Origin of the sequence: Collinsella aerofaciens (assembly GCF_028209395.1) — a bacterium.
GTDB classification, from domain to species: Bacteria; Actinomycetota; Coriobacteriia; order Coriobacteriales; family Coriobacteriaceae; genus Collinsella; species Collinsella aerofaciens_AZ.
Genome location: NZ_JAQLDQ010000011.1, coordinates 17,926 through 35,190, shown reverse-complemented (window position 1 = coordinate 35,190; position 17,265 = coordinate 17,926). Strand labels below are relative to the sequence as shown.

The following is a 17,265-nucleotide window of genomic DNA, read 5'->3' as shown; positions in this document are numbered from 1 at the left end:
ACGAAAGTGCAATATGCTATATACGTTATATACAAGTTTACAGGTGCGGTAAAGTTGCGGGGGTACAGCAGCGCGAAGCGATGGGGGACCGATATGATCAAGGCTGTTATTTTTGACATGGATGGAACGCTGGTCGATACCGAGCGTTTGGGTATCAAGGCGTGGAAGGCAGGCGCCGCTGAGCTGGGGCTCGCGATTGATGAAGCGCTGCTCCATCAGTTTATCGGTCGCACGCTGCCCGATGTCATGGAGATCCTTGATGAGCATTACGGCAGCTGCGAAACCGCTGAGGCAATCTATCGTCGCCATAGGGAGATTCGCGACGAGATGGTCAAGACCGATCTGGAGCTTAAGGACGGTGCCGCCGAGTGCCTCGACGAGCTGCTGGCTGCGGGCTATCACGTGGGCCTGGCGACGTCGTCGCGCCACGTTACCGCCGAGCGCAACCTTAAGACGGTTGGCCTCTTTGACAAGTTTGAGACAGTGACCTGCGGCGAGGACGTCGTGAACGGCAAGCCCGATCCCGAGATGTACCTGCTCGCCTGCGAGCGCGCGGGCTTTGCTCCCGAGGAGTGCGCCGTGGTCGAGGACTCACGCAACGGCTGCGTCTCGGGCATCACGGCCGGCTGCCACGTCTTTGCCGTTCCCGATATCGTGCCGCTGCCGCGGGACGTGGTGGACGGCTGCGAGGCTGTGCTCGATACGCTGTTCGATCTGACGGCCGCGGTCAAGGCCGTGCGCTAGCGTTTGCACGCGAGTTGCCATGCCCCGCGCCCGATCCCGCAGGACGGTGACGGTAACGGCGCCTGCGTGGAGGCGCTGACGCAGTCAGCCCCTCTTATCACGCCAAGATTGCTGTTTTGGCCGATAAGAGGGGCATTGTGCTTTAAGCGACTGGGGCTGCGGCCTTGGTAAGGAGCTGGCGGAGGGTTATGACGCTACAAGTTACTCCAGGAGCCAGTCGATCACGTTGCGCTTGCGGACTCCTTCGTAGTTCGCGTCCGCAAACAGCGTGTCGAGCGTAAGAAGCGTCTTGGGGTAGTTGTCTCGGACCTTCTTAAAGGGGGCCAACTCTCGATTGAGGGTAGTTTCGTCGAGCGTTGTGGCTGAAACCTGAAAATAGGCTGTCTCGTCTGACTTTAGGGCAACAAAATCGATTTCCCCGCCGTCGATATCGCCCACGTAGACGTCGTATCCACGGCGTAGGAGCTCGAGATAAACAACATTTTCGAGGATATGACCGATATCGCTGCTTTGGGTTTTGACGAGAGCGCCTCTAAGTCCAAGGTCAACGGCGTAGTATTTGCCGTTTGTTGAAAGAAGCTGCCGACCGCGCACGTTATAGCGCGGAGCAAAGTACAACACAAGGCTGTCTGTTAAGCCTTTGAGGTACTTGGCTACGGTTTTCTGGTCGGTTTTGTTGCCGTTGGACGAGAGCGTGTCGGAGATTTTTTTAATCGAGATCCGGTTTCCAATGCTATGGAGTAGGAACTTGGTGATATCGCGCAGGGTCGGGACGTCCGAGACCTTCAGGCGTTCGATAACGTCGCGTATGACGATGGTATCGTAGAGGCTCATAAGATAATCGCGCGCCTGGGGTCCCTGAATACCCGTCTCGGCGATAAAGGGAAAAGAGCCCCGGGTGATGTACTCGTCAAACAACTGCGCGGGAGCCTTTCCGTCATTGGTTTTTGCCGAGCAAAACTCTTTAAAGGATAGGGGCAGCATCTTGAGCTCTACGTAGCGGCCGGAGAGCAAAGTTGCCAGCTCGCTCGAGAGCAGATAAGCGTTGGAACCGGTTATGTAGAGGTCGACATTGTCCTTGATAAAAAGACTGTCGACGGCTTTTTCGAAATGCTCGACGTGCTGTATCTCGTCCAGAAAAACGTAGTTCATCTTATCGGGGACGAGTCTGGCGGAAATGTAGTCGTAGAGTGCTCTATACGACGTAAGCGACTCGAACTCCAGGTCTTCAAAGTTGAGGGATATAACCTGGTCGCCTGTGATTCCATGATCGCGCAGGTAGCTACGGTAGATTTCGAATAGCTTTGATTTGCCGGACCTTCGCACGCCCGAAACGACCTTGATGACGTGCGAGTCTTTCCACGAAATGAGCCAGTCGAGGTACTGTTTGCGATCAATCAGATTCATGAAACCCCTTTCTTGGCGAGAAAAAACTGGAGCAAAATCAATACTTATAGGAAATATCTAAAAATATGGAATTGAGTCTATTTTAACAAAAAAGTTAATGAAAAAAAAGGATTACATTCCATAAATATCCGTAGTCGCAGGTCCGGCTAAACGGGGAGGGAACATGGGGCCAGCAAAACGCCGCAGCGGGACTGTTCCCGTTGCGGCGTTTTTTGTTACAGGTAGGCGCCCAGGTTGATGTCGGTTATTGGGGCCGCGGATGGGCCCGTCGGGTGCTGCTCGGCCTTTTGGGTGCTCACACGTTCGAGCAAGAAGGGGCGCACGAGCTCCTGACGGTTAATGTCCTCGGCGGCCGTGGCCGTGGTGACGGTGCGCGCGGCGGAGCCGATGCGGACTCGTTTGGTCTTGGCGGCAGGTTTATCCTCGATTTGCTCCATGAGCAATTGAACACCCTTGCGGCCAATTTCGTAGCCCGGCGGCGCCACGGTGGTAAGGGGGACCGACCCGCTCCAGGCAAGTGGATTGCCGTCGCAGCCGGCCACGCGGACCTGCTCGGGGACGGAGATGCCTTTGTCTATCAGCGCCGAGATAACGCCCGACGCCAGTACGTCGGTCAGGCCGATGACAAAATCGGGGCGTTCGTCGGCGGGGCGCGCGGCGATTTGGGCGCCGATGCCGTAGCCGTCGGCGGCGGCATTCCATTCGCCGGCGTCGATGACTTCGATCTTGATATCGGGGTGTAGGGCGAGTGCCTTATGAATGCCAAGGACGCGCAGGGTGAGTTGCATAAATGCTGCTCTACCCACAACGGTGATATGACGTGCACCGCGGGCGATGGCAAGTTCGGCAATGATGCGACCCTGGGCCTCGTTGTCGGCCGCTACGTAGTAGCCGGGCTCGGAGCAATGGATGTCCAGATGGACGATCGGCACGGGCATCTTGGCCATGGCGGGGTGCCAGTCGGGGGATGCCATGGGCTGAACCATGACGCCGGACATCTGGGTGCCCATAAAGTAGCGCAGGTAATGGTCCTGGAGAATATCGTCGTTATCGGCGTTGGCGATGAGCAAGTCATAGCCGTGCTTGCGAGCCTCGTTGTGGGCGCCGCTGGCGATTTGGAGCGAAAAGCCGTGATCGAGACGGGGGAGCACCAGGCCAAAGGACTTGGTGGCGCCGCCCGCGAGCTGACGAGCGCTTTGGTTGGGCAGGTAGCCAAGGCGATTGATGGTCTCGTTGATGAGCTTGAGGGTCTCGGGGCGCAGCTTTTCGGGGTGGTTGAGCGCGTTGGAAACCGTGCCCAGCGAAACCCCGGCCTCGCGCGCGACGTCGCTGATTTTTACCTTTGCCATAGCGGCCCCTTTGATGCGTTTCAAGTACAAGCCAGATTGTAGCATCCCAAACCTTCCAAAAAGGGACAGGTTTATTTTGGCAGGTTTTATCTGGGGAAACGCCGTTGCCAGCGCGACCACCACGAAGGGGACAGGCACCTTTGCGGTGGTTTGGACCGGCTGGGCATGTGTGCATCGGGTGGTATCTAAGTTGAGATACCACTTCTGGTATATCAGCTTGCGCTTGCGTGAGTACAATACTCGAACGTTATACGTCTCAGCGCCCCCTGTGCGTGGACGTCTTGCAGTCACGCGAACGAAGGGATTTATCCTATGTGCGGAATTGTCGGCTACACCGGCTCTGATATTGCAAAGAACATCCTGATCACGGGCCTCAAGCGCATGGAGTATCGCGGCTATGACTCCTCGGGCGTCGCGCTCGAGGTGGGCGAGGGCGCCGCGGCGCACCTCGACGTCATCCGCCGCGTGGGCAAGGTCGCGGGCCTGGAGAGCGAGCTTTCCAACATTGACAGCGACGCTACCTGCGGTATCGGCCACACCCGTTGGGCCACCCACGGCAAGCCTTCGGTCGTTAACGCTCACCCCCACACCAGCTGCGACGGTCGTATCGCCATCGTTCACAACGGCATCATCGAGAACTTCGCCGAGCTGCGCGAAGAGCTGGAGGACCGCGGCCACCACTTTAAGAGCGAGACCGATACCGAGGTCTTCGCGCATCTGATCGAAGAGGCTTATGCCGAGACGCACGACCTGATGGCCTCCGTGCGCGAGGCTTGCACCCACGTGGTCGGTGCCTATGGTCTGGCCGCCGTGTGCGCTGACGAGCCCGGCGTGATCGCCGTGGCCCGCAAGGATTCCCCGATCGTAGTCGGTGTGGGTGAAACCGGCTCCTATGTTGCTTCTGATGTCATCGCGCTCATCGACGCCACCCGCGATGTCGTGGTGCTCGAGGACGGTCAGTTTGCCAAGCTCACGCCCGCAGGCGTCGAGTACACCGACGAGGCCGGCAACGTTATCGAGCCCAAGGTCACCCACATCGACTGGGACCTGGACATGGCAGAAAAGGGCGGTTATCCCGACTTTATGCTCAAGGAAATCCACGAGCAGCCGCGCGTCGTGCGCGACACGCTGGTCGGTCGTATGACGCCGGCCGGCGAGCTCGACATCGACGAGCTGGGCCTTTCGCTCGAGGAGCTCAACGACATCGACCGCGTCTACGTGATCGCTTGCGGCACCAGCTATCACGCTGGCCTCATTGCTAAGAATCTCATCGAGGGCTGGGCTCGCATCCCCACCGAGGTTGAGGCGGCCAGCGAGTTCCGTTATCGCAATCCCATCATTACGCCGACGACGCTCGTCGTTGCCGTGTCCCAGTCGGGCGAGACGGCCGATACCCTTGCCGCCATTCGAGACGCGCGCATCAAGGGCGCCAAGGTCTTCGGCATCACCAACGTGGTGGGCAGCCCCGTGGCGCGTGAGAGCGACGGCGTCATCTACACTAAGGCCAACAAGGAGATTGCGGTCGCCTCGACCAAGAGCTTTATCGGCCAGGTCGTGAGCCTCACGCTTTTGGCCCTGCTGCTGGCGCAGGTCAAGTACCGCTTGACCACCAAGCAGGCGCGCATGCTGTTCCGCGAGCTTTCCGATACGGCCGAGCAGATCCAGTGGATTTTGGATACCCAGACCGAGGCCGTGCATGAGGCTGCCCTGCTGTGCAAGGACGCGCAGTCCGCACTGTTCGTGGGCCGCGGCATGGGTGCCGCTATTTCCTACGAGGGCGCGCTCAAGCTCAAAGAGGTCAGCTACCTGCACGCCGAGGCCTACGCCGCCGGTGAGATGAAGCACGGCCCCATCGCCCTGATCGACCCGGGCTTCCCCGTCATCGCCGTGGCAACCAAGAGTGCCACCTACGACAAGACCGTGTCGAACCTCATGGAGTGCAAGGCGCGCGGCGCCAAGGTCATCGTCGTTGCCACCGAGGGCGACGGGGAGATCAACAAGATCGCCGACTGCATCATCCGCGTGCCGGCCGTCCGCGACGTGTTCAGCCCCATCACGGCGAGTGTCCCGCTGCAGCTGCTCGCCCGCGAGGTCGCCATCCTGCGCGGCTGCGATGTTGATCAGCCCCGAAACCTCGCTAAGAGCGTGACCGTGGAATAGTTGGTTCCGCCGTTCTAGCGACCAAGGCCCGGCTCCGTTGCAGCGGAGCCGGGCCTGGTTGCATTTGCCCAGATAAAACCTGCCAAAATAAACCTGTCCCTTTTTGGCAGGTTAGCGGAGCTTGCTGGTCTCGAAGTACTCGGGGAACTGGTCCAGAACCTCGGTTTGGTTGCGGAACATCATATGCAGGTGCTTGCTGACCAAAAAGCTCGCTTCGATGGGGTCGCGACCGGCGATAGCACGGCGAATCTGCTTGTGTTCGTTCACAATGTCCTGATTGTCGAGAACTTGCGTGGCAGCGCGCAGCCAGCGGAAGCGCTCTAGGTCGGCATTGGTCTCTTCGAGCCACGACCACACGGTGCTGCGACATGCGATGCTAAAGATCATGTGGTGCATGAGGTTATCGCTCAAAAAGAAGCCGATGCGATCCTCATCGGCCATGGCCTTTTCCTGCAGCGCGATGGCTCGGTCGAGCTGCTCGATGCCTGCCGAGGTGGCGCGCGCACAGCACTCCACGATTACCTGCTTTTCCAGATGCTCGCGGATGTAACAGGCACTCTCGGCAAGGGTGAGGTTGATGGGCGAGACATAGGTGCCGCTTTGGGGCACGGTGCGCACCAGGCCTTCCTGCGCCAAGCGAACCAAAGCCTCGCGCACAGGGGTGCGCCCCATATCCAGGTCATCGCAAAGTTGCTTGACGCCCAGCTTTTCGCCCGGCTTGTAGTCCAGGTAGACGATTTTGCGTCGAATGGTGTGGTAGGACTGGTCCTGTAGGCTCGTTTCCTGCTCGCCGACGTGCATCGATTCTTCCATAGCGCCTCGCAACTGTTCTATCAAACTCATATGTCAGTTGTTAATTATGCCGCGAATCAGCTCTCCGCGGTGGGTAATTCGGCTGTTGCCTGAGAACTATTGCGGCATCTTAGTCTGTGTTTGCGCAAGGCTGCGCTCAATGTTGCCGTATCATAAGCCGTCGCAAACGTGAAATAGAAAGAAGGAGTCCCATATGCAACTGGCAAATATCGTACGCGAGCGCTGGAAAGGCGTCTTGTTCTGCCTGATCGTCGCCATTCCCGCGACGTTGCTCGGCAAACAAATTGAGGTGGTCGGCGGTCCGGTATTTGCCATCCTCTTTGGCATGGTCCTGGCGCTCGTCTTTCCCAAGAATCGTCGCGAACAGCTCGCCGCCGGCGTTACCTATACGTCCAAAAAAGTCTTGCAGTACGCGGTTATCCTGCTTGGCTTTGGCATGAACCTCTCCCAGATTCTGTCCAAGGGCGCCCAGTCGCTGCCGATTATCGTGGCGACAATCTCGACCTCGCTTGTCATCGCCTTTGTGCTCTGCCGCGTTATGAACGTGCCGGGCAAGATCGCGACGCTTGTGGGTGTGGGTTCGTCGATTTGCGGCGGTTCTGCCATCGCCGCGACCGCGCCCGTCATCGATGCCGACGATCGCGAGATTGCCCAGGCCATCTCGGTCATCTTCCTGTTTAACGTTATCGCGGCGCTCGTGTTTCCGACGCTCGGCGGCATGCTCGGGCTGACCAACGAGGGCTTTGGCCTGTTTGCCGGCACCGCCATCAACGACACCTCGTCCGTAACGGCTGCGGCGAGTGCCTGGGACAGCATGCATCCCGGCGCCAATGTGCTCGAGAGCGCCACGGTGGTCAAGCTCACCAGGACGCTGGCCATTATCCCCATCACGTTGGTCCTCGCATGCTGGCAGATGCATCTGGCGCGCAAAGCCGGCGGCGACGCCAAAAGCACGTTCTCCCTTAAACGCGCGTTTCCCATGTTTGTGCTGTTCTTTGTGCTGGCGAGCGTGATCACCACGGTGTTTCAGCTTCCCGTGTCCATCACGGCGCCCATCAAGGAGCTGTCGAAGTTCTTTATTGTGATGGCCATGGCGGCTATTGGTTTTAATACCGATATCGTCGAGCTGGTCAAAAAGGGCGGCAAGCCCATCGCGCTGGGCTTTTGCTGCTGGATTGGCATTGCGTGCATGAGTTTGGGAATGCAACACGTGCTGGGAATCTGGTAGAGAAGTAGCTTATTTGCGTGCTGCGTGCCGGTGAGCGCATTCTCACGGTGGAGCGATAGGAGCTCTTGCGGGTATGGCTTGTCCGCAGGTTTATAAGTCCCGAAGAGCTCTTATCGCCCCGCCAGGATGGCGATGCGGGGCAACACCTATACTCGCAGGACGGCGCTTTCTGCCCTATAGTGTTTGGTGAGCAATATCGTTCAATTTTGAAACACTCGGTCGTGCGACCGGCGGCGGTTGCACGTCGCTGCGGACAGGGGCAAATCATGGATAGCGATGACAAGCTGAACATCTTGACCGATGCCATAGCTGCCGCCGGGGCCTCGGCATTGGCAATCGATGCGCGTGGGGACGTCGCGATCTCGACCATGAATGACGCGGCGCTTGAGCGGGATGTGGCGGCTTTTGTTGCTGAGCGCCTCGACCGTATAGGAGACGGCGCGCGTCTTGTTATGGGGCGTGCGGGTACGCACCTGAGCCTGACCGTTCGCCCCACCGACAAAGAGGGCGGGGGCCTTTGGGTGGTCGTGGCGCGTGAGGTGCGCGGTGCCGCGGCGCATGCGGGCATCGAGTGGCTCAACGCCGACGAAGTTGAGGCCCGCTACGAATCGAGCGCGTACGGCATCGTTGAGGGTGCCGCTGCGGTGGCTGCACCGGTTGCCGAGAGCTACGCGCGCGGTGTGCCCCTTATGCTCGAGGGCGAGCTGGGAGCGGGTCAGGTCGAGATCGCCAAGCGCCTCTATCTGGACGGTCCTTTTGCCGATCAGCCCTTTGTTTCCGTCGCGCTCGATGAACTCACCGATCGCGGTTGGCGCCATGTGCTCAAAAGCTCCGAATCGCCGCTGTTCCAAACGGGGCTGACACTTTGCATTGAGGGCTGGAACGCGGTTGGTCCCCAGCGCCTTCGCGAGCTCGTTTCCACGATGGCCGACACCGCGTTGGCGACGCGCTGCCATGTGGTGCTGACGGCGAATGACATGCCGGGCGGCAGCGAAAGTGATCAAGCCGCCTTTGTGTCCGAGCGCTTCGCCTGTGCGGTGAGCGTGGCGCCGGCAATCGCCGAGCAGGGAGCCGCGTCGACGAAGGTCGCGCGCTATTTGGAATATCTCGCTGATGCATTTGGGACGGCAGCGCCCACGCTGTCTGCCACGGCGACGAAGACGCTCGATACTTACCGCTGGCCGCGCAACTATCTGCAGCTCCGCGAGGTCTCGGAACGACTGTATATATTGGTGGGGGCGGGCACGGTGGGCCGCGCTGTGGCGGAGGAAGTGCTCGCCCAAGAGGACGTGATTAAGACCGCAACCTTTGGCGCCCCGACGCTCGAAAGTGACCTGTATATCCTGCGACCGCTGGCCGATACCGAGCGAGATATCGCGCATCTGGTTGTAGATCATCTCCACGGCAACCGGACTCGTGCGGCAGAGGTGCTGGGTATAAGCCGTACAACGCTGTGGCGCTTGCTGAAGGACGATGACCGTTGAGCGAGGCGCCCGTGACCGCGCGCGACGCGTGTGCTACAGTCCAAAGCGTTATTGTTTCGATTTGGTTACGGCGTGCGAGGGCATATGGCTGAGACTTCCAAACCGAGCCGCAGAAGACGGAGTGCCGCGCCGGTCAACCGACGCACAACATCGGTGACGTGGGGTAAACACGCCTCGGGGTTTGATGGCTCATTCAAGCGCACTAAATACGGCTATCCTTCGGCAAGCGCCCGCTTGGCAATGCAGGCAGAGTCCTCGCTGTGGGGCCGCAAACGCGTGGTGGGCTCAAAGCTCAAGCACGACGGCACGCTTGGTTACATCAGTCGCGGGGCGGCTCGCCGCAGCGGGCTCAACCCGGCTGGTTGGCATCGTTATGTGCCGATCGTGGCCGTCGTTGCAGTTATCGTCATCGCACTCGCCGCGCTCGGCTACGCCGGCGGTGGCGCCAACTTGGACGCAGTGTTTAAATCGCCCGAGCTCGCGCATGCAGGCACAGAAGTTATCGAGGGCGCTCAGACCCAGACGGGCGTTGCGCCCCAGCGCGGTATCGTCGCGGCGGCCTCCACCATCGCCGATGCGCAAAAGGACGAAGACGAACAAGGCAGCGAAGCCGAAACGGCCCAGACGAACGAAACGACGACAACTCAAATATCAACATAGCTTGCCGGCAGAAGGGGACGTTCCTTTTCTGCCGGCAGTTTGGGACACTCCTGCGCTACTTGACGTATACCACGTTGTCGCGGCGCGGCTTTGCCTCGGGTAGCGTGTCCTCGGCGTAGCCAAGAATGCAGTTACCGACACCGCGCAGACTGCCGTCGGCGGGCAGGCCCCAGCTGGCCAGCAGCTCCAGGCCCTCGGGCGAGTCAAAGACCTCATGCGCGCGGTGAATCCAGCACGAATCGACACCCAGCGCATAGGCGGCGTTGAGCAAGTTGCCCATGGCGAGCGAGCCGTCTTCCAGATGTGTGGGCACGCTGCGGTCAACCAGCACCACCACAACGGTCTTGGCGCCATAGAAGGGGTCGCTGTTGCTGCCCATGACCTGGGCGTTGAGCCGTGAGAGACGCTCGACGGTCGCGGGGTCGTTGACGGCGACAAACGTCACCGGCTGGCGGCCCATGCCGCTCGGTGCATATTGGCCGGCTTCGATAATACGTGCAAGCTTTTCGGCCTCGACGGGACGATCGCTGTAGTTGCGGCAGCTGCGGCGGTGAATGAGTGCTTCGATAGTCTCCATGGTGTCTCCTTGCGGTGGCGTTGCAGATGCCCCGTTCATACCCGTCGGGCTCAAACGATAGACGGTCAATTGCCTGGCCAAAAGGATAGATTCCAATTGGGAAAGTAGGTTTGCATAAAAGTACCTTCAGAATGTGACAAACAAATGGGATGGTTAAACGTTTTATCCCGTCTACCCTGCGGTTTTTTACCACTTGCCTAAATGACGAACGCATAACCTTTGATAAAGGTTTTACTAAAGGAGTACCAACGTTTATCAATGCGCCGTGGTGGCGCCGGGCCAGGAGGTAACATCATGTTCCAGGCTGGAGATGTCGTCGAGACCGATTTCGAAGGATTTCTGAAGCTGCTGCGTTCCAAGACGCGCGCTTTCGTGTCGATCAACGATCACGAGTACTACATCACGCACACCGATGGCTATTGGCGTGTTCAGGATTGCGAGGCCCTCAACGACAAAGGCCACTTTACTGACTGCTCTGAGTTGGTCAACACGGTCTGCGAGGTCGTCGAGCTGCCGTGGATTGCCGGCAAGAGCCTGCATGACAGCTTCTCGGGCGCTACGGTCTATGAGGCCGTCGCCGCTTAACAGGCAATAAAACTCGATTTTCACGTGACCGCTGGCGCCGCCCCCGCGCCGGCGGTCTTTTTCTGCCGATAGGCCATAAAAATGCACGCATTTGCGGAGAGCCTGTTGACGATAGTCAAAACTCGGACTAATCTAGAGACACATAATTGGTCAAAAATCGGACAATTGAATGGTGGGATAGATGAATAGTGCGGTTACGCTGGTCGACTTCGATCGGTTGCTCAATGGACTCGACCATATCTATTCGGAGTTCTCGCGTGCCTGCGGCCTTTCGGACTGCGCTTACTGGATGCTCGTCGATACCAGCACGGCGGGCGGCAGTATTGCCGTAAGCCGTCTGACAAGCGAATGGTTCTACAGCAAGCAGACCATCAATTCGGCAATTAAAACCTTGACGGCGCGGGGCTTCGCAACGTTGGAGTTTGCCGAAGGCAGTCGTAAGAACAAGGTTGTGAGCCTGACCGAAGAGGGCAGGCGATTTGCCGAGCGTTATGCGCTGCCGGCACTCAAGGCCGAGCAGCGAGCCTTTGGCGCGCTTGAGCCATGTGAGCAGCGCGAGATTATGCGCTTGATCGGCAAATTCTCTCAGGTGCTCGGCGATGAGTGCGATGCCTTTAAGCAGCATATCGCTGCCGAGAGCCAGGCCGAGAATCAAGGTGAGGGGGAGTCGTGCGACTGTTAATGAGGTTTTTGAAGCCCTATCGAGGGCTTGTCGCAGTGACGCTGCTGGTGCTGCTGGTGGATAACGTCGGTACGCTGTTGGTTCCCACGATGCTGGCGAACATGGTCAACACCGGTATTACCACGGGCGATGTCGACTACATTTTACGCAACGGCCTATACATGTTTATCGCGACCAGCATGGCTAGCGGCGGCACGGTGCTGGGCTGCTATCTTTCGGCGCGCCTGGCCGCCAACGTGGCTTGCGATATCCGCAATGCCGTGTACGACAAATCGCTCGAGCTCGCGGCCAGCGATTTTGAGCGCTTTGGCACCGGATCGATGATCACGCGCTCGCTCAACGACATCAACGTGATTCAGCAGGCGATTCTGCAGACGATTCAGCTGGTGCTGCCCGTGCCGTTTTTGGCTGTGGCGGGCATCATCTTCGCCTGGTTTATCGATCCCGCCATGGGCACGCTGCTGGGCGTAGTCGTTGCGATTGTGCTGGTGGCGGCGGTCTTTACGGTTGCCAACGCGGCGCCGATTTTTATGCGCCTACAGGGCTTTATCGACCGCATGAACGTGGTGCTGCGCGAGAATATTGTGGGCGTGCGCGTCATCCGTGCGTTTAACAAGGAGCGCCACGAGGAACGGCGTCTGGACGAGGTGTTTAGCGAATACGCCGCCAACGCCATCAAAGTCAACCACCTGTTTGTGGGCCTCGACAGCTCAAGCTTCTTTTTGATGAACATCGCCGAGGTGGCGGTGCTGTGGGTGGGCGGCAACCGCGTAGGCGCCCACGCCATGCAGATTGCGAGTATCTCGGCGGTGCTGGAGTATGCAATTCTGATCCTGTTCTTTGTGATGATGGCGCAGATGGTGGTGCTGACGCTTCCGCGTGCTGCCGCGTGCCTGAACCGTGCGCAGCAGGTGTTGGAGATTGAGCCGAGCATCGTCGATGGCGAGCGCACGCTGGATGACGGGGCGCCTGCCTCCGAGGACGATGCGGATGCTGTTGCCGTGTTCGATCATATGTCGTTTCGCTTTGACGATGCCGACGAGGACACCCTGTGCGACCTGAGCTTTGCCTGCCGTCGCGGTCAGACGACTGCGATCGTTGGCTCGACAGGCTCGGGCAAATCGACGGTGGCAAAGCTTCTGCTGCGCTTCCACGATGCCACCAAGGGCTCCATTCGCCTGAATGGTGTGGACCTGCGCGAGCTTACGCAAGACGAAATCCGCGGGCGCATTGCCTATGTGCCGCAGAAGGCGTGGCTGTTCTCGGGCACGGTGGCGAGCAACCTTCGCTTTGGTAACGAAGGCGCGACCGAGGGCGACATGCTTCACGCGCTTGAGGTTGCCCAGAGCACCTTTGTACTCGACCAACCGCAGGGGCTCGATACCCCGGTTGCCCAGGGCGGTACGAACTTTTCGGGCGGCCAGCGCCAGCGTTTGGCAATCGCCCGTGCGCTCATGAAGCATGCCGATCTATATATCTTCGATGACAGTTTTTCGGCCCTGGACTTTAAGACCGATGCCGCCCTGCGCCATGCTTTGCAAGGCGAGACGCGCGATGCCGCGGTGCTCATCATCGCGCAGCGCATCTCGACGATTTTGCACGCCGACCAGATCGTCGTGCTCAAGGATGGCGAGGTTGTGGGCCTGGGCACGCATGGCGAGCTTATGGAAACCTGCGAGGTGTACCGTGCCATCGCGGAATCGCAAATGAAGGGAGGTGAGTAGCATGACCGGGGAGCTCAAGAAGCAGGGCGGCGTTGATGACGCCGTTGCCGCGGGGCTGGTCGAGGAAACGGTTGCCGTGGCACCCGAGCTGGATGACGCCGCCAAGGCTGCAGCCGAGCGCGAGGCTCGCCGCCAAGCGCTCTACGAGGAAAACGAACGTGCCGAGGACGAGCGCGCCCGCGCCGAGGCAGAGCGCATGCGCGACGTGGACGACGAAGACGACGACGAGACGCCTCGAGATACCTGGGCGACGGTGCGCCGCCTGTGGAGCGAGGCTGCCGGCGACCATTGGCGCTTCTATATCGTGTTCGCGAGCATTGTGTTCTATGCCATCTTTAACACTGCCGCGCCGGCATATAGCGCCCGCGTGATCGATGAGCTGTGGAGCCACATTCAGGTGGCGTTTGCCAACGATACCACCTTCAACATCACCTGGGAGAACTGCGGCAGGACCATCTTCATCTACTTTATGATTTGGACGGCCGCTGCCTCGTTCTACGCGCTCCAGAGCTTTTTGATGTCGAGCGTCGCTGAGCGTCTCAATCTGCGCCTGCGCAACCGCATCGCGCAAAAGCTCAACCGTCTGCCGCTTGCCTTCTTTGACGCGCATCGTCCCGGTGAGGTCGTCAGCCGTGCGACCAACGACTTGGACAAGATGTCCGAGAGCATGCAGCGCGGCTTGCTGCAGCTTCTGGTGTCGATCGGTACCGTGGTGGGCGCTGTGATCGTGATGTTCGTGTTTAGCGTGCCGCTCACGCTCGTCTTTTTGTTCTTTATGACGCTGTCGCTGCTGGTGACGAAGGTCGTTTCGCGCCGCACGCACGATGTGACGGGCGAGCGCCAGGAGTGGGTGTCCAAGATTACGAGCGCGGTCGAGGAAGGCTATTCGGGCCGTTTGGTGATTCGCGCATTCAACCGCGAGCACCAGAGCTCTGCCGAGGTGCACCAGGCCTCGGGCGAGCTGGCGCGCGTGAGCACCAAGGCCGACTTTATGATCAATGCCGTCGGCCCCGCGGTGCGCTTTATCGGCCGTTTGGCGCAGATCGTTATTGCGCTTGTGGGCTGCAGCATGCTGGTTGCCGGTCACATGACCGTCGGCGTGTTCCAGGCGTTCTTCCAGTTTATTTACGAGGCGTCCGAACCCATGACGCAGCTGTCGTTTACCTTTAACTCGCTGCAGAGCGCGCTGGCGAGTGCGGAGCGCGTGTTCGACCTGCTCGATGAGCCCGAGATGGAGGCCGATCCGCTGCCGGACGAGGCCGCCAAGCTGCCGGGTCGCGTTGAGGGTCGCGTCTCCTTTGAGCACGTGCGCTTTGGTTATTCGCCCGACAAGCCGCTTATGCGCGACGTGTCGTTTACCGCCGAGCCGGGCCAGAAGATTGCCGTGGTGGGAACCACGGGCGCAGGCAAGACGACGCTCATCAACCTGCTCATGCGCTTCTACGAGATTGACGGCGGGCGTATTACGCTCGACGGCGTGGATACGAGCCGCATGGATCGCGGCGAGCTACGTCAGCAGTTTGGCATGGTGCTGCAAGACGCCTGGCTGTTCGACGGCACGATTGCCGAGAACATCGCCTACGGCTGCCCCGAGGCAACGCGCGAGGAGATTGTTGCGGCTGCGCGCGCCGCCCAGGTTGACTTCTTTGTGCGCACCATGCCGCAGGGCTACGACACGCGCGTGGCCAACGATGCCGAAAGCATCAGCCAGGGCCAGCGCCAGTTGCTGACCATTGCGCGCGTGCTGCTCAACAACCCGGCGATTCTCATCCTGGACGAGGCGACCTCAAGCGTGGACACGCGCACCGAGCTTGCTATCGGCCGCGCCATGGACGCGCTTATGCGCGGGCGCACGAGCTTTGTGATCGCGCATCGCCTGTCGACGATCGTGGACGCCGACCTGATCTTGGTCATGGACCACGGCAACATTATCGAGCAGGGCACGCATAAGGAGCTGCTCGCAGCCGAGGGCGCTTACGCCGACCTCTATCTGAGTCAGTTCGCATAATGTGACAAAGGGACAGTCCCGCATGTCACATCAAAAGGAATGGCGCGCCGGGGATTGATTCCCTGGCGCGCCTTTTGCGTCGGTGCCGATGTCGTTTTGTGCCGCTTGCGTTCCTAACGTTCGTCCACGAGCTTGGCGACGAGGGCCTTGAGCTCGGCCACCTCTCGCTCGAGTTCCTTGACGCGGCGGGCATTCTCGGTGATGCCCTGGCGGTTGAGGGCGGACTGCTCGGCGGCGTCATCGGGCATGTACTCGCGATGCTGCTTGGCGTCGAAACTCTCCTCGAACACACGGCAACCGTTGCGCTTGATGATACGTCCCGGCACGCCCACGACGGTGCAGTTGTCGGGGACGTCCTTAACGACGACCGAGTTGCCGCCGATTTTGACGTTGTTGCCGATGCGGATGTTGCCGAGCACCTTGGCACCCGTGCCCACGGTGACGTTGTTGCCCAGGGTGGGGTGGCGTTTGCCGGTCTCGTTGCCGGTACCGCCGAGCGTGACGCCCTGATAGAGCACGCAGTTGTCGCCCACAATGGTGGTCTCGCCGATGACGACGCCCATGGCGTGGTCGATAAAGAAGTGCTTGCCGATCTGTGCGGCGGGATGAATCTCGACGCCGGTGATATGACGGGTGATTTGCGAGAGCACGCGGGCGAGCGAGCGATGTCCATGCTCCCACAGCCAGTGCTCGGGCACGTGGTTCCACTTGGCGTGCAGGCCAGGATAGGAAAGGAAGATGACCAGACCGTTTTGCGCGGCGGGGTCCTGCGCTTGGACGGTCTTGATGTCCTCGCGAATGGTATTGATAAAGCTCACCGGCCGCCCTCCCTTAGCGCCATGGCAATGCGATTCAATAAAGTATAGCGATTCGCTAGGGATTAGGAAGGACAATCTTGGCGGCATTGCGCGACAGGTGTCAGTTATGCAAACTTGCTGGTAATGGAGTCATGCTTTTGTGGGGTTGCGCACGAGGGGGCACCGCAACCGTATACTGGTCAACTTGGACGTATCCGCGCCCACAACTGAGAGGTTTTACTTCATGGGTTTCATCAATTTTATTGCCGAGCTGCTTAAGGACCCGCGCACCGCGATCGCCAGCTGGATCGCCGCCGGCCCGCTTATGGCCTACGGCTGCGTGTTCCTGATCATCTTTATCGAGACGGGCGTGGTGTTCTTCCCGTTCCTTCCCGGTGATTCGCTGCTGTTCGCCTCGGGTTTCTTTGCCCACAATGGCGGCTTTAACATTGTGGCGCTTCTGGCCACCGCATGGGCCGCTGCCATTTTGGGCGATCAGTGCAACTTTATGATCGGTCACTTCTTTGGCCGCAAGATCATCGCTTCGGGCAAGGTCAAGGCCATGACGCCCGAGCGCATCAAAAAGTCCGAGGACTTCTTGGACAAGTGGGGTCACCTGGCCATCTTCCTGGGTCGCTTCTTCCCGTTTATCCGCACCTTTGTGCCCTTTATCGCTGGCATGGGCGGCATGCACTGGCGCAACTTTGTCGTCTTTAACGTGCTGGGTGGCATTACCTGGTCGACGGTCTTTACGCTGCTGGGCTACTTCTTTGGCGGCATTCCCTTTGTGCAGGAGCACTTTGAGCTGCTGATTATCGGCATCGTTGCCGTGTCGATCATCCCGACCGTGGTCGGTCTGGTTAAGGCCAAGCTGGGCAAATAGAACGCCTAGCTCGAGCCAGCGCGCAGACCGTACAGTTGAGGCCCGTCACCGCTTACGGTGGCGGGCCTCTTTAGCTTCGGTCAAATGAAAATACTTTAGTTAGTTAAAGAAAAACGTTTTATCCGACGCGCGTGCGGAGTACAATCTCGTGCATGCGAATCGAC

Annotated in this window: 15 protein-coding genes; 10 read left to right on the top strand and 5 right to left on the bottom strand. The window is 59.4% G+C overall.

Translation table 11 applies throughout. The features are described from left to right. The first annotated feature begins 93 nt into the window (after positions 1-93). On the top strand, positions 94-744 hold the full coding sequence (locus PMW67_RS05840; RefSeq protein WP_271739059.1) for an HAD family hydrolase: 651 nt from the start codon (positions 94-96) through the stop codon (positions 742-744). Positions 745-945: 201 nt separating this feature from the next. Here PMW67_RS05840 and PMW67_RS05835 read toward each other — a convergent pair whose 3' ends face one another. Both PMW67_RS05835 and PMW67_RS05830 read right to left on the bottom strand, forming a co-directional pair. Next, positions 946-2,151: an ATP-binding protein gene (locus PMW67_RS05835; protein ID WP_117759248.1), complete on the bottom strand. Its 1,206-nt coding sequence runs from the start codon at positions 2,149-2,151 to the stop codon at positions 946-948. Between the two features lie 215 nt (positions 2,152-2,366). Then, entirely contained in the window at positions 2,367-3,500 is a 1,134-nt protein-coding gene (locus PMW67_RS05830) for a LacI family DNA-binding transcriptional regulator (protein ID WP_271739056.1), read from the bottom strand. Between the two features lie 312 nt (positions 3,501-3,812). Here PMW67_RS05830 and glmS point away from each other — a divergent pair, with 312 nt between their 5' ends. Continuing rightward, entirely contained in the window at positions 3,813-5,660 is a 1,848-nt protein-coding gene (gene glmS / locus PMW67_RS05825; RefSeq protein WP_271739054.1) for a glutamine--fructose-6-phosphate transaminase (isomerizing), read from the top strand. Between the two features lie 111 nt (positions 5,661-5,771). Here the strand turns inward: glmS and PMW67_RS05820 are convergent, their stop codons facing one another. Further along, positions 5,772-6,473, bottom strand: a complete 702-nt coding sequence (locus tag PMW67_RS05820; protein ID WP_055310169.1) for a GntR family transcriptional regulator — start codon at positions 6,471-6,473, stop codon at positions 5,772-5,774. Positions 6,474-6,666: 193 nt separating this feature from the next. On the opposite strand from PMW67_RS05820, the gene PMW67_RS05815 reads away from it, so the two are divergent. The 3 genes from PMW67_RS05815 (at position 6,667) to PMW67_RS05805 (ending at position 9,845) form a co-directional block, all read left to right on the top strand. Then, positions 6,667-7,701, top strand: coding sequence for a YeiH family protein (locus PMW67_RS05815; protein WP_271739053.1), 1,035 nt, complete (start codon positions 6,667-6,669; stop codon positions 7,699-7,701). Positions 7,702-7,967: 266 nt separating this feature from the next. After that, positions 7,968-9,185: a helix-turn-helix domain-containing protein gene (locus tag PMW67_RS05810; RefSeq protein ID WP_271739052.1), complete on the top strand. Its 1,218-nt coding sequence runs from the start codon at positions 7,968-7,970 to the stop codon at positions 9,183-9,185. Positions 9,186-9,269: 84 nt separating this feature from the next. Next, positions 9,270-9,845: a hypothetical protein gene (locus tag PMW67_RS05805; RefSeq protein WP_260699729.1), complete on the top strand. Its 576-nt coding sequence runs from the start codon at positions 9,270-9,272 to the stop codon at positions 9,843-9,845. A gap of 55 nt (positions 9,846-9,900) precedes the next feature. Here PMW67_RS05805 and PMW67_RS05800 read toward each other — a convergent pair whose 3' ends face one another. Beyond that, positions 9,901-10,422 (bottom strand): nitroreductase family protein, encoded by a 522-nt coding sequence (locus tag PMW67_RS05800; RefSeq protein WP_271739050.1) that lies wholly within the window; start codon positions 10,420-10,422, stop codon positions 9,901-9,903. Between the two features lie 294 nt (positions 10,423-10,716). On the opposite strand from PMW67_RS05800, the gene PMW67_RS05795 reads away from it, so the two are divergent. The 4 genes from PMW67_RS05795 (at position 10,717) to PMW67_RS05780 (ending at position 15,421) form a co-directional block, all read left to right on the top strand. Continuing rightward, positions 10,717-11,007 (top strand): hypothetical protein, encoded by a 291-nt coding sequence (locus PMW67_RS05795; RefSeq protein WP_006235631.1) that lies wholly within the window; start codon positions 10,717-10,719, stop codon positions 11,005-11,007. 181 nt (positions 11,008-11,188) lie between these two features. Beyond that, complete coding sequence (locus tag PMW67_RS05790; RefSeq protein ID WP_195503962.1) at positions 11,189-11,689, top strand: MarR family winged helix-turn-helix transcriptional regulator; 501 nt, start codon at positions 11,189-11,191, stop codon at positions 11,687-11,689. Then, positions 11,689-13,413: an ABC transporter ATP-binding protein gene (locus PMW67_RS05785; RefSeq protein ID WP_271739047.1), complete on the top strand. Its 1,725-nt coding sequence runs from the start codon at positions 11,689-11,691 to the stop codon at positions 13,411-13,413. The genes PMW67_RS05790 and PMW67_RS05785 overlap by 1 nt, the downstream gene beginning before the upstream one ends. A 1-nt stretch (position 13,414) precedes the next feature. Next, positions 13,415-15,421, top strand: coding sequence for an ABC transporter ATP-binding protein (locus PMW67_RS05780; RefSeq protein WP_271739045.1), 2,007 nt, complete (start codon positions 13,415-13,417; stop codon positions 15,419-15,421). A gap of 113 nt (positions 15,422-15,534) precedes the next feature. Here PMW67_RS05780 and cysE read toward each other — a convergent pair whose 3' ends face one another. After that, positions 15,535-16,239, bottom strand: a complete 705-nt coding sequence (gene cysE / locus PMW67_RS05775) for a serine O-acetyltransferase (protein ID WP_035138740.1) — start codon at positions 16,237-16,239, stop codon at positions 15,535-15,537. 223 nt (positions 16,240-16,462) lie between these two features. Between cysE and PMW67_RS05770 the strand changes: the two genes are divergently transcribed. After that, entirely contained in the window at positions 16,463-17,101 is a 639-nt protein-coding gene (locus tag PMW67_RS05770; RefSeq protein ID WP_138113555.1) for a DedA family protein, read from the top strand. The last annotated feature ends 164 nt before the right edge of the window (positions 17,102-17,265 follow it).

Bases quoted from the DNA above. Each gene is read 5' to 3' on its own strand.
- PMW67_RS05770 (WP_138113555.1), top strand. From the start codon at position 16,463: ATGGGTTTCATCAATTTTATTGCCGAGCTGCTTAAGGACCCGCGCACC.
- PMW67_RS05780 (WP_271739045.1), top strand. From the start codon at position 13,415: ATGACCGGGGAGCTCAAGAAGCAGGGCGGCGTTGATGACGCCGTTGCC.
- PMW67_RS05795 (WP_006235631.1), top strand. From the start codon at position 10,717: ATGTTCCAGGCTGGAGATGTCGTCGAGACCGATTTCGAAGGATTTCTG.
- PMW67_RS05790 (WP_195503962.1), top strand. From the start codon at position 11,189: ATGAATAGTGCGGTTACGCTGGTCGACTTCGATCGGTTGCTCAATGGA.
- glmS (WP_271739054.1), top strand. From the start codon at position 3,813: ATGTGCGGAATTGTCGGCTACACCGGCTCTGATATTGCAAAGAACATC.
- PMW67_RS05830 (WP_271739056.1), bottom strand. From the start codon at position 3,500: ATGGCAAAGGTAAAAATCAGCGACGTCGCGCGCGAGGCCGGGGTTTCG.
- PMW67_RS05805 (WP_260699729.1), top strand. From the start codon at position 9,270: ATGGCTGAGACTTCCAAACCGAGCCGCAGAAGACGGAGTGCCGCGCCG.
- PMW67_RS05785 (WP_271739047.1), top strand. From the start codon at position 11,689: ATGAGGTTTTTGAAGCCCTATCGAGGGCTTGTCGCAGTGACGCTGCTG.
- PMW67_RS05840 (WP_271739059.1), top strand. From the start codon at position 94: ATGATCAAGGCTGTTATTTTTGACATGGATGGAACGCTGGTCGATACC.
- PMW67_RS05835 (WP_117759248.1), bottom strand. From the start codon at position 2,151: ATGAATCTGATTGATCGCAAACAGTACCTCGACTGGCTCATTTCGTGG.
- PMW67_RS05815 (WP_271739053.1), top strand. From the start codon at position 6,667: ATGCAACTGGCAAATATCGTACGCGAGCGCTGGAAAGGCGTCTTGTTC.
- PMW67_RS05800 (WP_271739050.1), bottom strand. From the start codon at position 10,422: ATGGAGACTATCGAAGCACTCATTCACCGCCGCAGCTGCCGCAACTAC.
- PMW67_RS05820 (WP_055310169.1), bottom strand. From the start codon at position 6,473: ATGGAAGAATCGATGCACGTCGGCGAGCAGGAAACGAGCCTACAGGAC.
- PMW67_RS05810 (WP_271739052.1), top strand. From the start codon at position 7,968: ATGGATAGCGATGACAAGCTGAACATCTTGACCGATGCCATAGCTGCC.